This window comes from Streptomyces sp. NPDC058662 (assembly GCF_042716255.1).
Lineage (GTDB): Bacteria > Actinomycetota > Actinomycetes > Streptomycetales > Streptomycetaceae > Streptomyces.
Genome location: NZ_JBHXRU010000021.1, coordinates 63,434 through 76,105 on the forward strand (window position 1 = coordinate 63,434; position 12,672 = coordinate 76,105).

At 73.5% G+C, this 12,672-nt stretch carries 11 protein-coding genes and 1 tRNA gene; 8 read left to right on the forward strand and 4 right to left on the reverse strand.

All coding sequences use genetic code 11. From position 1 onward, the window contains the following. Window positions 1-93 precede the first annotated feature (93 nt). From ACFWUQ_RS10885 to ACFWUQ_RS10895, 3 genes are all read right to left on the reverse strand, one after another. Complete coding sequence (locus ACFWUQ_RS10885) at window positions 94-966, reverse strand: cellulose-binding protein (protein WP_384535820.1); 873 nt, start codon at window positions 964-966, stop codon at window positions 94-96. Between the two features lie 133 nt (window positions 967-1,099). Continuing rightward, a complete protein-coding gene (locus ACFWUQ_RS10890; protein WP_384535821.1) occupies window positions 1,100-3,481 on the reverse strand; it encodes an SUKH-4 family immunity protein in 2,382 nt (793 codons plus the stop codon). 7 nt (window positions 3,482-3,488) lie between these two features. Continuing rightward, window positions 3,489-4,484 carry an SMI1/KNR4 family protein gene (locus ACFWUQ_RS10895; RefSeq protein ID WP_384535823.1) on the reverse strand — a complete coding sequence of 332 codons (996 nt, stop codon included), beginning with the start codon at window positions 4,482-4,484 and terminating at the stop codon, window positions 3,489-3,491. A 296-nt stretch (window positions 4,485-4,780) separates the two neighbouring features. Between ACFWUQ_RS10895 and ACFWUQ_RS10900 the strand changes: the two genes are divergently transcribed. Next, window positions 4,781-5,347, forward strand: coding sequence for a YwqJ-related putative deaminase (locus tag ACFWUQ_RS10900; protein WP_384535825.1), 567 nt, complete (start codon window positions 4,781-4,783; stop codon window positions 5,345-5,347). Between the two features lie 2 nt (window positions 5,348-5,349). After that, window positions 5,350-5,859, forward strand: a complete 510-nt coding sequence (locus tag ACFWUQ_RS10905) for an SUKH-3 domain-containing protein (RefSeq protein ID WP_384535828.1) — start codon at window positions 5,350-5,352, stop codon at window positions 5,857-5,859. 132 nt (window positions 5,860-5,991) lie between these two features. Here ACFWUQ_RS10905 and ACFWUQ_RS10910 read toward each other — a convergent pair whose 3' ends face one another. Then, window positions 5,992-7,245, reverse strand: a complete 1,254-nt coding sequence (locus tag ACFWUQ_RS10910; protein WP_384535830.1) for a sensor histidine kinase — start codon at window positions 7,243-7,245, stop codon at window positions 5,992-5,994. 236 nt (window positions 7,246-7,481) lie between these two features. On the opposite strand from ACFWUQ_RS10910, the gene ACFWUQ_RS10915 reads away from it, so the two are divergent. The 6 genes from ACFWUQ_RS10915 to ACFWUQ_RS10940 all read left to right on the forward strand — a co-directional run bounded on the left by ACFWUQ_RS10915 (window position 7,482) and on the right by ACFWUQ_RS10940 (window position 12,632). Continuing rightward, window positions 7,482-7,553, forward strand: a tRNA-Gln gene (locus ACFWUQ_RS10915). A 109-nt stretch (window positions 7,554-7,662) separates the two neighbouring features. After that, entirely contained in the window at window positions 7,663-9,108 is a 1,446-nt protein-coding gene (gene glmU, locus ACFWUQ_RS10920) for a bifunctional UDP-N-acetylglucosamine diphosphorylase/glucosamine-1-phosphate N-acetyltransferase GlmU (RefSeq protein WP_384535833.1), read from the forward strand. A gap of 134 nt (window positions 9,109-9,242) precedes the next feature. Further along, window positions 9,243-10,220 (forward strand): ribose-phosphate diphosphokinase, encoded by a 978-nt coding sequence (locus ACFWUQ_RS10925; protein WP_031138975.1) that lies wholly within the window; start codon window positions 9,243-9,245, stop codon window positions 10,218-10,220. Window positions 10,221-10,399: 179 nt separating this feature from the next. Further along, window positions 10,400-10,981, forward strand: coding sequence for a 50S ribosomal protein L25/general stress protein Ctc (locus tag ACFWUQ_RS10930; protein ID WP_384535836.1), 582 nt, complete (start codon window positions 10,400-10,402; stop codon window positions 10,979-10,981). 91 nt (window positions 10,982-11,072) lie between these two features. Next, the gene (gene pth, locus ACFWUQ_RS10935; protein ID WP_384535839.1) at window positions 11,073-11,663 is read left to right on the forward strand and encodes an aminoacyl-tRNA hydrolase; all 591 of its coding nucleotides are present in this window, start codon (window positions 11,073-11,075) and stop codon (window positions 11,661-11,663) included. A gap of 186 nt (window positions 11,664-11,849) precedes the next feature. Beyond that, window positions 11,850-12,632: an LPXTG cell wall anchor domain-containing protein gene (locus tag ACFWUQ_RS10940; RefSeq protein ID WP_384535841.1), complete on the forward strand. Its 783-nt coding sequence runs from the start codon at window positions 11,850-11,852 to the stop codon at window positions 12,630-12,632. The last annotated feature ends 40 nt before the right edge of the window (window positions 12,633-12,672 follow it).

Sequence of the window (12,672 nt, forward strand, 5' to 3'; positions counted from 1 at the left end):
CCTCGTCTAATCTAATTTTCCCCCGCCCAAACCCCCCCCCCCCGACCCCGACCCCCCACCACCCCCGCCAACAACCCCCGCCCCGCAGAGCGGTCAGGGCCCCGTAGGCGTGCGCCCCGTCAAGGCGGCCAGGCTGGCGCGGACGTGGTCCATGTGCGCCCGCATCTCGTCCTGCGCCTCCCCGTGCTCCCGCAGGATCCGCTCCGTCTCCCGACCCACCCGCTCCTCCCGCACCCGCGCCCCCGCCACCAGCTCCGCCGCCCGCGCCTCCGCGTCCTCCTGCCCGTGCCGTGCCGACTCCTCCGCCTCCGCCAACCCCCGCCGCGCCTCCGCGAGCCGCGCCTCCGCGTCCCGCTCCAGCTCCGCGTGGCGCGCCTCCGCGACGGCGACCCGCTCCGCCAGCTCCCGGCCGTCCGCGTCCCAGCGCTCCGCCTGCTCCCGCTCCCGCTCCGCGGTCTCCGCGTCCGCACGCCGCCGCGTCTCCGCGAGCGCCGCCTGCGCCTGCGCCCGCCACTGCTCCGCGTCGTCCCGCGCCGCGCCCCGGACCTCGTCCGCCTCCCGCTGCGCCCGCGCCAGCCCCTGCGAGGCCCGGACCTCGGTCTGCTCGCGTACCGCCTCCGCGTCCTGGCGCGCCAGCTCCGCCACCCGGTCGGCGTGCGCCTCGGCCGCGCCCAGGGTCGTGGACACGTCCGCCCGCGCGTCCGCGCGCACGGCCTGCGCCTCCTCCTGCGCGAGCAGCAGGATCCGCCGGGCCCGCTCGCTCAGCTCGTCGTACGTCTGCGGGGCCAGCGCGGCCACCGCCTCGCGCAGCCGCTCCGCCTCGGCTTCCATCCGCTTCGCCAGGACGGTCAGCCGCGCCACCCGTTCCCAGGCCTCGTCACGGCTGCCGGAGAGCCGGGAGAGGTACCGGTCGACCTCTTCCATGCGGTAGCCGCGACCGCGCACGGTCGCAATGGGAGCACTCATCCTGGATGCGCCTCTCTCGCGGGGATTCCTGCCAAGGATGCGTCATTTGCTCCCGGAAGCCTGAATGGCCGGGCCGAGACCCCGTTCGAGGGTCTCGGCCCGGCCATTCAACCGATCATCGGATCAGGCGCGGTCAGAGCAGTCCGTCCCACATCTGCTCCAGCAGCACCGACCACCAGTTCTCCGGCGAGGCGAGGGCCGCACCGTCCAGCCCCGCCAGATTCGCCTGGAAATCGACGGTCCAGCGGCCCGCCTGCTCCGGCGTCAGATGCTGGCGCAGACGCCACATGTGACCGAGCATCGCCAGGCACCGCACGAACTGCGGCAGGCTCGAATTCACGAACTGCGGAGGCACCGGAGCACCGCCCGGACCGCCTTCGACCGGAACCGCCACGATGTTCGCGGTGCCGTACTGCACACAGAGCGCCTTGCCGAAGTCGCTGCCGACGACGAGGTAGGACCCCGCGTCCGACGACGGCTGCACCTGCCGCTGCGCCGCCATCTCGGCCAGCGTCGGCAACGGCGCCCCCGGTACGGCCTGGGCCCAGAAGAACGGCCCGAAGTCGACGGGCAGGCCCGACCACATCAGCGTCTGCGCCACGATGTCCGGCACGCCCTGGCGGGACACCGCGCGCTGCTCGAAGCGGAACACGCCCTGCGGCCCGAAGGCACCCGCCAGCTCCTGCGCGATGGCGTCCAGCGGGATCGCAGGCTGCAACGGGACCTGCGGCAGGGGCGCGCGTACCGGCGCGGGGCGCGCCGGTCCGTCCGCCACCTGGTGCAGCTCGCCCTGATGGGTGAGCAGGTGCCGCATGCCCTGCTGACGGCCCGCGTGGTCCTTGCCGTACGGGGCCACGCTCGTGATCCGCACCTGCGGCCAGGTCTCCCGGATCATGCGGGCGCAGTAGCCGCCGGGCAGTTCGCACGACTCCAGCTCGGTGTGCAGCTCCAGCACCTGCTGCGGCGGCACGTTCATGGCGCGCAGCTCGTACAGGATCTGCCATTCCGGGTGCGGGGTGCCGGGCGCCGAGCGGCGGATGAGCTGCTGCTCGGAGCCGTCGGGGGCGCGGTAGCGCAGGACGGCCTGGTAGCCGGGACCGACCGTGGGCAGGCCCGAGGGGGCGTGCGGCTGCGGCACGGCGGGACCCGCCGGCGGCTGCCCCGGCGGACCGGGGGGCGCGGGCGGCTGCCCGATCACGGCCGGACCGGCCAGCATCGTCGCGGCGTGGTCGATGCCCGCTCCGGGCGTGCCCGGAGCACCGGGCGGCTGCGGTACGCCGGGGCCCGCCAGCATGGTGGCGGCGTGGTGGGCCCCGCCACCGGGGGCGCCGGGCGGACCGGGGGGCGCGGGCGGCCGCCCGACCACGGCCGGACCGGCCAGCATCGTCGCGGCATGGTCGATACCCCGCCCACTGGAGGCCCCGGGGGCGCCGGGCGGACCGGGGGGCGCGGGCGGCCGGCCCGCACCGGAAGCACCGGAAGCACCCGAGGGGCCCGGCACGCCGACGGCACCCGGCGCTCCCGGCGGACCGGGAGGCTGCGGTACGCCGGGACCGGCCAGCATGGTGGCGGCGTGATGCGCCCCGCCGCCGGGGGCGCCGGGCGGACCCGGCGGGGTCGCGTACAGGCCGTCCCCCGCGGACGCGGGCGCCGACGCGGGCAACCCGACGGCGCCGGACGCGCCGCCCTCGGAGGCCCCGCCCGCCGGGCGGGAGACCTCGGCCCTGCCCGTCGGGGCGTCGGCGAGCGCGACCGGCGCCGCGTCCTGCCCCAGCGCCGGAACGACCGCCGTCCTCGGCAGTTGGCTGCCGCCCGGCATCAGGGTGGTCCTGGCCTCCGGGGCGGACCCCGACGACGGCAGGTCCTCCAGGTCCGAACCGGACAGCGGCGGCGCGAACACGGTCGCGGGCAGCGCCACGGAGCCGTCGTCCGCTCCGGGGTTCACATCGGTGCCCGCCCACGGCGTGGCACCGACCGGCACCCCGTCGTTGGCCGTCGGCTCGTACGGCACCCCGCCCCCGGGGCGCGGCGCGTCCCCGGCCGCGGGCTCCCCCGCCGCCCCGACGGGCGCGTCGGGAGCACCGGAAGCCGCGGCCGCACCGGCCGGAGCCGCGGCCGCACGCGAGGACCCGCCGGGGATCCCCGCCCGGTCCGCCGCCTCCTGCAGCCACTCCGGCGGGCTCAGCATGAAGGAGGTCTGCTCCGAGTCGATCCGCGGCGGCGGAACCGAAGCCTCCGAGGCCACCGCCCCGGCCGCGGCGCCGTACTCCTCCTCGTACCGGCGGATCACCTCACCCACCGGCAGTCCCGGCCACAGCGTCACCTCCCCGCTGTCCCGGGCGATGACCAGCCGCTGCCGGCCGCCCCCGGACACCGGACCGGCCGACCGGTCCTCCGCCCACACCACGAACCCGAGCCCGAACTCCCGTACCCGCACCTCACGATGCTGGTACGCGGGCACGTCCCCGTTGATCCACTCCTCTGCGCGCTCCTGCGCCTGCGCGAACGTCACCACCGTGCCGTCACCCCTCATCCGAACCGGAACGCGCCACGGGAACCGAGCGTGCGAATCCGCCGTCCACCATCAGACCGGCCACCGTCTCCAGCTCCGGCGGATTGCCCGCCAACCGCTCCAGAAAGGCGTCGAAATCAGCGCCGCACGGCAGCAACAACCGCTCCACACGCTCCTGCACCGACCACCCGTCACGGTCGCGCGCGTCGTCGTACGGAGAGAACCACACCGACCCGACGGCCTCACCGCGCACCTTCAGCGCGAGCAGCCCGCCCTGCGCGAAGGCCACGCACAGGTAGTCCTTCGTCAGATGGTCCCGCAGGCACTTGTTGACGTAGACCAGGTCGTTGACGGCCGCTTCCTCGCGCACCGTGAAGAACGGCTGGTCCACCAGCACACCGAGGTCCACGTCCAGGCCCACGCCCACCGGCGCGCACCCTCCCGCGGCCTTGAGGAACGCGCGGTACGGCTCCGGCAGCCGGTAGCCCAGGTCCTCCTCGACGCCCTGCACCTGCGCCTCGGAGACGGACACCACCGACTTCGGCAGCCCCAGGTGCGCCGGGCGCACCTCCTGCAGCGGGCGCGTCCCCCGCTTCTCGTGGTCCACCGGAGCGGTCGCCAGTCCCGCGTGGTGCCGCAGCAGCGCCTTCACCTCGACCGGGACCAGCTCCATGCGCCGCGAGCCCGCCACGTGGTGCCAGGTCCAGCCGTGCGGGGTGGCCACCGGGCCGACCGTGTCCCACAGCTCGTGCCCGGCCGCCCGCATCGCCGCGTTCGCCGAGACGCAGTCCGTCAGCCTCAGCTCGTCCGCGCCGAACCCCTCGGGCGGCTCCGCGATCTCCACCGCCGCACGGGCGTAAGGGGAGAAGTCCGGATATCCGTCGCCGTCCATCCGCACACCGCGGGGATGCCGAGCGGCCCGGACCGGGTCCGGGAAATGCACGACCTGCCCCGCGTACGCGGAGTTGGGTGGCGCGGCATGCTGCCCGAGCCGACCTGTCGTCATGGCGGTAGCCCCCTGCTGGATCTGGCTGGTTCACCACAGCCTATGTGCTGGGGCAAGGGGGTCGGCCGCGTGCCTGCCACGCACCCGCACGGTGGCCGGGAACATCCGAATTGATACGAATATTCGACCCCGCTTCCGCATGACAGGAGACATTTGACAGGCTGTCCCCGCAGCACGGGGGCGTGCGCGACAGCGGCCATCACCGCCGCCACGGGAGGGAAGGCACGACCATGCACCACACGGCGACACGCACAGATCCGGCCGACTCCGCCCCGCGGACCACCGGTTCGACGAGCATGACCGGCGCGAGCGCCGCCACCCCGGCCCCGGCCCGCGCCGGGGCCCCGGACACCGCGCCCGGCGGCACGGAGCCGGCCGGCCCCGCCGGCGACCCGCGCCTGCGCTGGGGCGGCGGTGCCGGCCGCCCCGCCGTCCCCGTCCTGCGCTTTCGCCGGGACGGCATCCTCCCCACCGTCGCCGCCGCCCTCTCCGTACGCGGCGAGACCCTCACCGGCACCGCCGGCAAGGCCGACCAGCCCCCCGCCCTCCACCCGCTCGTCCAGGACTTCCTCGACACCCTCACCAGCGGCCAGCGCGAACGTTTCACCGGCCGGTGCCCCGAGGCGATCCTCGTCTCCCGGCACCTCACCGCCGTCGAGGGCGCCCGCTCCCGCCGCGCCTCGCGCAAGCCCCTCACCCCGAGCGAGGCCCGCCGCTCCCTCAAGCACGCGAAGATCACCGCCCGACGCATCCGCGAGGACGGCGACCCCCTCCACGGCAGCTACGCACCCCCCTGCCGCTCCTGCGAAGCCCTCCTCGCCCACTTCGGCGTACGCCCCGTCGACCTCACCCCCTCCGAGTAGCCATGACGACCACCTCCGCGTCCTACGACCGCTCCTCGGCCACCCGCTTCCCCGTCGCCGTGGACTCCGCCCTGCGCACCGCCGGCTGGGAACCGGGCCGCTGGGACATCAAGCAGGCCGAGTACTGGGCCGACGCACTGCGGGACCACACCACTCCCGCCGGGCACCGGCACACCGTCTTCCCCGCGGCCGTCGAGGCCTGGGCGGAGTTCGGCGGCCTCACCGTCGCCGCTCCCGGGACCGGCCGCCAGATAGCCCCCACGCCCGTCCGGCTCGACCCGCTCACCGGGCTCCACCTGGCCCGCACCTTCGCCGACCTGGGCCGGGCCCTGTCCACCGAGCTCTGCCCCCTCGGCGTCGAGGCGGACGGCGGCTCCCACCTCGCACTGGACCGCGAGGGGCGGGTCTACGCCGTCGACCACACCGGCGACTGGTACCTGGGCTCCGGCGTCGACGAAGCCCTCACCCTCCTGCTGACCGGCCTCCAGCCGATCCGCCTCACCACAGCCTGACCGCGGCCGCGTCCCGCGGGCCGGCGCCGCCGCCCGGGGGCCGCTGCGGGGCGCTCCCGCGGGCCGGGCGCGCCCCCGCGGGTCCGCTGGACGGGCCGCCAGACGGCTTCGTCAACCGACCGGACAACACACCTAGGCCGGCAGGACCGCCGACACCCGGAACCCGCCGGCGTCCGTCGGCCCGGAGACGAACACCCCGCCCAACCCCAGCACCCGCTCCCGCATCCCCACCAGCCCGTTCCCGCCGCTGGGCAGACCGGGCTCGGTGGCCTTCCCGTCGCACGGCCCGTTCTCCACCTGCATCGCGACCTCACCCCCCCGGTGCGCGAGGCGGACCACGACCCGCGCCCCCGGGGCGTGCTTGTGGCAGTTGGTCAGCGCCTCCTGCACCACCCGGTACGCCGTCTGCTCCACCTCCGCCGCGTACACCGCCCCCTCGCCCTGCACCAGCATCTCCACGACCATCCCGGCCGCCCGGGACTGGCCCACCAGACCCTCCAGCTCCCCGAGCGAGGGCCCGTCCTCGAACGCGCCCGCCGGCGCGAGGGCCACGGCCGCCACCGCGGGGGACGCCGCCGGCTTCGGCGCCTCCGCCCGCAGCACGCCGAGCATCTCCCGCAGTTCCGTCAGCGCCTGCCGCCCCATGTCCCCCACCAGCGCCGCGTTCCTCGCCGCCCGCGCCGGGTCCTTGGCGGCGACCGCCTCCAGCGCGGCCGCGTGCACCACCATCAGGCTCACCCGGTGGGCGACGACGTCGTGCATCTCCCGCGCGATACGGGTCCGCTCCTCGGTCCGGGCCCACTCGGCCCGCTCCTCCGCCCGGTCCGCCAGCAGCGACAGCTCCCGCTCCAGCGAGTCCGCCCGCTCCTGCAGGCTCTCCAGCAGCCGGCGCCGGGCCCCGATGTACAGCCCGAACAGCACCGGCGGCACGGTCAGCGCCACCGCCACGAACCCGGAGAGCACGACCACCAGCCGCGGATCGGCCTCCACGTCCACCCGGGTGCGCAGGTACATCACCACGTACGTCGCGGCCAGCGACATCGACGCGAGCGTCGCGGTGATCCGCCGGGGCACCTCGGAGGAGGCGAGCGTGTACAGCCCCACCACGCCGAGCAGGAATCCCATGGCCGCGGGCGCTACGGCGATCCCCACCAGCACCACGGCGATCGGCCACCGCCGCCGCAGCACGAGGGTGGATCCGACTGCGAGCCCGAACACCACCCCGAGCGCGGTCGGCGCCCCCGCCTCACCGGCGAAGGCAACCCCCTCCCACGCGCACTCGACGGCGGACACCCCGCCGAGCACCACGTCCACCACGGCATCCCGCCGGCGCGCCCACCACAACGGCGGCCCAGCGCGGCCTTCCACTTCCCCCGTACTGGTCATACGGCCAGCCTACGCAGCGGCCCCCGGACCACCGCGACCGGAATTCGGGCGGGGGCGGCCCCGCCGCGCTACGACCTCGACGCACCGGGCATCCGCGGGCGGCGCGCGGCGCGGCCGCTCGCGGAACGCGTCCCGAATGGCTCCTATACGTACGTCGCATGGAGGGCACTCGGTGCGGCATAGTAGGTGCCGTCGACTGGATCACCGGACAGAGATGTCCGTTTAGTCGGAATTGATCCCCTGTGGTGTAATTGGCAGCACTGAGGCTTTTGGTGCCTTATGTCCGGGTTCGAGTCCTGGCAGGGGAGCAGCTCACCTTCGGGTCCTGGCCTTCGCGGTCGGGACCCGGCTTCGTCGGGGGGGCCCGGCCCCCCGGTATCCTTCACGGGTCCACCCCCGAAGCCGAAGGGCATCCCCGTGAGCGCCAACCGCCCGGCAGCCGTCGTCGTACTCGCAGCGGGTGAAGGCACCCGCATGAAGTCGGCCACACCCAAGGTTCTGCACGAGATCTGCGGGCGCTCGCTCGTGGGTCACGTGGTCGCCGCCTCCCGCGAGCTGGACCCCGCCCACCTCGTCGTCGTCGTGGGGCACGCCCGCGAGCAGGTCACCGCGCACCTCGCCGGGATCGACGCCGGCGTCCGCACCGCCGTCCAGTACGAGCAGAACGGCACCGGCCACGCCGTCCGGATGGCCCTCGAAGAGCTCGACGGGACCGTCCACGGCACCGTGGTCGTCGTCTGCGGCGACACCCCCCTGCTCACCGGCGAGACCCTGGCGCAGCTCGCCGCGACGCACGAGGCCGACGGCAACGCCGTCACCGTGCTCACCGCCGAGGTGCCGGACTCCACCGGGTACGGGCGCATCGTGCGCGACGCCGGCGGGGCGGTTGTCGCCATCGTCGAGCACAAGGACGCCAGCGACGCGCAGCGCGCGATCCGGGAGATCAACTCGGGCGTCTTCGCCTTCGACGGGGCGCTGCTCGCGGACGCCCTCGGCAAGGTCCGTACCGACAACAGCCAGGGCGAGGAGTACCTCACCGACGTCCTCGGCATCCTCCGTGAGGCGGGGCACCGCGTCGGCGCCTCGGTGGGCTCCGACCACCGCCAGATCCTCGGCATCAACAACCGCGTGCAGCTCGCGGAGGCCCGCGCCCTGCTGAACGCGCGTCTGCTGGAGCGGGCCATGCTCGCGGGCGTGACGGTCGTGGACCCGGGCACCACCTTCGTGGACGTGACGGTCACTTTCGGCCAGGACGCGGTCGTGCACCCCGGCACCCAGCTGCTGGGCGCCACCCACATCGCGGAAGGGGCCGAGGTCGGTCCGAACACCCGCCTGGCGGACACGACGGTGGGCGCGCGCGCCCGCGTGGACAACACCGTGGCGGACAGCGCCGTCGTGGGCGCCGAGGCCACCGTGGGGCCGTTCGCGTACCTGCGCCCGGGCACGGTCCTGGGGGCGAAGGCCAAGGCCGGCACGTACGTCGAGATGAAGAACGCGACGATCGGCGAGGGCACCAAGGTGCCGCACCTGTCCTATGTGGGCGACGCGACGATCGGTGAGTACACGAACATCGGCGCGGCGAGCGTCTTCGTGAACTACGACGGTGAGCACAAGCACCACACCACCGTCGGCTCGCACTGCAAGACGGGCTCGGACAACATGTTTGTGGCGCCCGTCACCATCGGGGACGGCGCCTACACGGCCGCCGGGTCCGTGATCACGAAGGATGTCCCGCCGGGTGCGCTGGCCGTGGCCCGCGGCCAGCAGCGGAATATCGAGGGCTGGGTGGCCCGCAAGCGTCCGGGGAGTTCCGCCGCGGCGGCGGCGCAGTCGGCGGTCCAGGTGGACTCCGACGGCCGTTGAGGTGAACTGACCGGAAACAGGTACGTCGGCGACGGCGTACCGTGATAGGTGCACGCAATTCGGCTGGCTGACCGTGTGCGGGACGGACGCACACGGGGGCGAGCAGCTTTCAACACGTCTGAGGAGACAGTGCTGTGACCGGGATCAAGACGACCGGCGAGAAGAAGCTGATGCTCTTCTCCGGCCGCGCCCACCCCGAGCTGGCCGAGGAGGTCGCGCACCAGCTGGGAGTCGGCCTCGTGCCGACCAAGGCCTTCGACTTCGCGAACGGTGAGATCTACGTCCGCTTCCAGGAGTCGGCACGTGGAGCGGACTGCTTCCTGATCCAGAGCCACACGGCTCCGATCAACAAGTGGATCATGGAGCAGCTGATCATGATCGACGCGCTCAAGCGCGCGTCGGCCCGCTCCATCACCGTGATCGTCCCGTCCTACGGGTACGCCCGCCAGGACAAGAAGCACAAGGGCCGCGAGCCGATCTCGGCCCGCCTGGTCGCGGATCTGCTCAAGACCGCGGGTGCGGACCGCATCCTGACGGTCGACCTGCACACGGACCAGATCCAGGGCTTCTTCGACGGCCCGGTGGACCACCTCTCGGCGCTGTCGGTCCTCGCGGACTACGTCGGCGCCAAGGTGGACCGCACCAAGCTGACGATCGTGTCCCCCGACGCCGGTCGTGTGCGGGTGGCCGACCGCTGGTGCGACCGCCTGGACGCGCCGCTGGCCATCGTGCACAAGCGCCGCGACAAGGACGTCGCCAACCAGGTGACCGTCCACGAGGTCGTCGGTGAGGTCCGGGGCCGCGTCTGCGTGCTGGTCGACGACATGATCGACACCGGTGGCACGATCTGCGCCGCCGCCGACGCGCTCTTCGCGCACGGCGCGGAGGACGTCATCGTGACGGCCACGCACGGCATCCTGTCCGGCCCGGCCGCGGACCGCCTGAAGAACTCCAAGGTCAGCGAGTTCGTGTTCACGAACACCCTGCCGGACCCGTCCGACCTGGAGCTCGACAAGATCACAGTGCTGTCGATCGCCCCGATGATCGCGCGCGCGGTGCGCGAGGTCTTCGAGGACGGCTCGGTCACCAGCCTGTTCGAGGAGCAGCAGTAGGCTCCGCGTTAGATCCTTTTGGTGCGGCCTCCCCCGCCGGGTACACTCCATGAGTTGCTCGGCGAGGGAGGCCGTACCTGTTTTCCGGTACGGATTCTCCGTTATCGACGCGCTCTTCGTAGCAGGCCGTTCCGGCCGGGTGACTTCCGTCCATTTCCGTCACCCCACGAGGAGTGAGCATGTCCGAGGTCAAGCTTTCCGCCCAGCTCCGTGACAGCTTCGGCAAGGGCTCCGCCCGCCAGGCCCGTCGCGACGCGCTGGTCCCCGCTGTCATCTACGGTCACGGCCAGGACCCGAAGCACGTCAACGTCGAGGGCCACGGCCTGGCGCTGGCGCTGCGTACCCCGAACGTCCTGATCTCCCTGGACATCGCGGGCGGCGGCACCGAGCTGGTCATCCCCAAGGCCGTGCAGAAGCACCCGCTGAAGCGTTCGATCGCCCACGTCGACTTCCTGATCGTCAAGAAGGGCGAGAAGGTCACCGTCGACGTCGCGATCGTCACCGAGGGCGAGCTGGCCGTCGGCGGCAACATGCTGGAGACCCTCCAGAACACGATCTCCGTCGAGGCCGAGGCCACCCACATCCCGACCGAGGTCACCGTCTCGATCGCGGGTCTGGCGGCCGGTGCGACCATCCACGCCAAGGACCTGGTCCTCCCGTCGGGCACCACCCTGGCCGTCGACGGCGACATCGCCGTCCTGCAGGTCGTCGCCCCGCAGGCCGAGGAGCCGGCGGCCGACGCCGAGGGCACCGAGGCCTGAGCCTCGCCTTCCCCCCTCAGCAGTTGCTGACCGACCGCCGTCCGGCTCCACTGGAGCGGGACGGCGGTCGTCTTCGCTTAAGGAGTTCTTGATGTCGGACGACGCGGCACCCTGGCTGATCGTGGGCCTCGGCAACCCCGGCCCGGAGTACGCGGGCAACCGCCACAACATCGGGTTCATGGTGGCCGACCTGCTGGCGGACCGGATCCGCGGGAAGTTCAAGGCGCACAAGGCCCGGGCGCAGGTCGTCGAGGGGCGTATGGGGCCGCCCGGACCGGCCAACCGCCGTGTCGTGCTGGCCAAGCCGATGACGTACATGAACCTGTCCGGCGGTCCGGTGACGGCCCTGCGCGACTTCTACAAGGTCCCGCTGGAGCGGGTCGTCGCCGTCCACGACGAGCTGGACATCGACTACCCGACGCTGCGCCTGAAACTGGGCGGCGGGGACAACGGCCACAACGGGCTGAAGTCGATGACGAAGTCGCTGGGCCCGGACTACCACCGGGTGCGCTGCGGGATCGGCCGGCCCCCGGGGCGGATGCAGGTCGCGGACTTCGTGCTGAAGGACTTCTCCTCGGCGGAGCGCAAGGAACTGGAGTGGTTCGTGGACCGGGCGGCCGACGCCGTGGAGTGCCTGGTCCAGGAGGGCCTGGAGCGCGCGCAGTCGACGTACAACTCCTGAGCCTCCGCGGCGGCGTGCTCCCGGGGCGCGCCGCCGTACAGGATCGTTATACCGGACAGAGCGGCGCTCAGGCGTCCAAATCCCCACGAATACCTACGCGTGCCTCTTGACCGGGGGCGGTCGCGGTGACGAAGCTGAGCGCCGCCCCCCACGGCTCTCCTTCCTCATCAGTGTCAGAGGTACTTCATGGCCCTTTCCAGGATCCGCCGGGCGGCCTTCACCGCCGCAGCGTCCTCCCTCCTCGTCGCCGCCGGTACGGCCCCCGCCCTCGCGGCCGACGCGTACACCGTCCCGCTGCACCAGCCCCTTCCGATCACGGCGGACTCCTTCGGGAAGCCGGAGCCCAAGTGCGCCGACATCCCGGCGACGAGGGACGGTTGGCACTTCATCGCGCCGGGCAGCCCGAACGAGGTCTCGTTCGTGAAGCTGACGGTGACGTTCGAGCCCGGCGGCGAGCAGGTCGTCACCGTCTTCGGTCCGCCGAACGAGAACCACGCGTACGCGGCTTCGGAGCCCGGCGCGAAGCTGGTGTCGGCCGTTGCCGAGGTCGAGGGCACCACCGGCGGCGGCAAGAAGCTCACGTGGTTCAACCTGTCGCACACCTGCCCGGCCACCGCCACGCCGTCCCCGACGGGGACGGCGACCGCGTCGCCGTCCACCTCGGTCTCCGCGTCGGCCTCGACGTCGGCGTCTGCCTCGACCTCGGCGTCCGCGTCCGGGTCCGCTTCGGCTTCGGCTTCGGGCAGCACGTCCGCCTCGGCTTCGCCGACCGTGTCGCCGTCCGGTTCGGCCTCGTCGCCGGCGCCGTCCGGTTCGGACGCCGCGACGGGCGGTTCCACCGGCGGGGGCGATCTGGCGAGGACCGGCTCCGACGCGCCGGTCGGCCTGATCGCGACGATGGCCGCCGCGCTGATCGCCGCCGGCGCCGTGCTGGTGGTCCGGCGCCGCAAGGCCGGCGCCGCGGGCTGACCGCCGCCTCCAACGGCAGGGCCCCCGCACCGATCCGGGT